This window comes from Gemmiger formicilis (genome assembly GCF_024462815.1).
In the GTDB taxonomy this organism is placed as follows: domain Bacteria; phylum Bacillota; class Clostridia; order Oscillospirales; family Ruminococcaceae; genus Gemmiger.
In genome coordinates, this window is the sequence record NZ_JANGCG010000047.1 from 1 (window position 1) to 837 (window position 837).

Consider the following 837-nt stretch of genomic DNA (forward strand, 5'->3'; position numbering starts at 1 on the left):
GTATTCTTGTCAATGATTTTACATATATGTTATTAAATTGTTGATTTTTCTCTCTAATGTGGTATAATGACAGCATAAAATAACGAACGAGGTCATCCCATGAAAATCGGAGAAAAAATCAAGCGCGTCCGGCTGCATCGTCACATGAAGCAGCGTGAATTAGGTGAACTGGTTGGTTTTACGGATGGTGCTGCCAACCGTATCGCACAGTATGAATCCGGGTTTCGCGTTCCGAAAGAGGATATGGTAAAAAAAATAGCAGACGCACTCCATGTAAAAGAGTGCGCACTGCTTGAACCGGATACCGGCAACCTTGGCGGCATAATGGAAACTTTATTCTGGCTTGACGAGGATATGCCGGATGTGCTTAGATTTTCTCTATCCTCGCCAATTGACAAAAATCAGATAGCTGCAAATGCAGCCACAGCACCTGTCATCCAGACAAACGCTAAAACATCTCCTTTCGGCGCACAGCCCGCTATGCTTTGGTCTGAGAACGATCTTCTGAATTACCTGTTTAAGTCCTTTGCCGCCATGCAAGATGCCTACCACACCGGGAAAATTTCCCGCGACAAATATTTTGAATGGAAGTTGCAGTGGTCCTATGATTCGGCTCTGCCGATTTCTGCTTCGCCAAAAGAAGCTGAAAAGCTATTAGGGTATAATAAATAATTTCAAAAAACTCGCAGCAGCGGGATACTTTCGTATCCACAACTACTACGAGTCCCTGTACTTATGCGGTGGAACTGCCGTGTACCGGTCGGTATGCACGGTGGCGTGAGAGGTCGGCTCTCCATTTGCGAGAATATTCTATTCGACTGCGGCATCAGACAGGCT

Annotated in this window: 1 protein-coding gene; it reads left to right on the forward strand. The window is 45.4% G+C overall.

Annotated features, from left to right (window positions below; translation table 11 throughout):
- The first annotated feature begins 99 nt into the window (after positions 1-99).
- Positions 100-672 (forward strand): helix-turn-helix domain-containing protein, encoded by a 573-nt coding sequence (locus NE623_RS14420; protein ID WP_176857498.1) that lies wholly within the window; start codon positions 100-102, stop codon positions 670-672.
- The last annotated feature ends 165 nt before the right edge of the window (positions 673-837 follow it).

Bases quoted from the DNA above. Each gene is read 5' to 3' on its own strand.
- NE623_RS14420 (WP_176857498.1), top strand. From the start codon at position 100: ATGAAAATCGGAGAAAAAATCAAGCGCGTCCGGCTGCATCGTCACATG.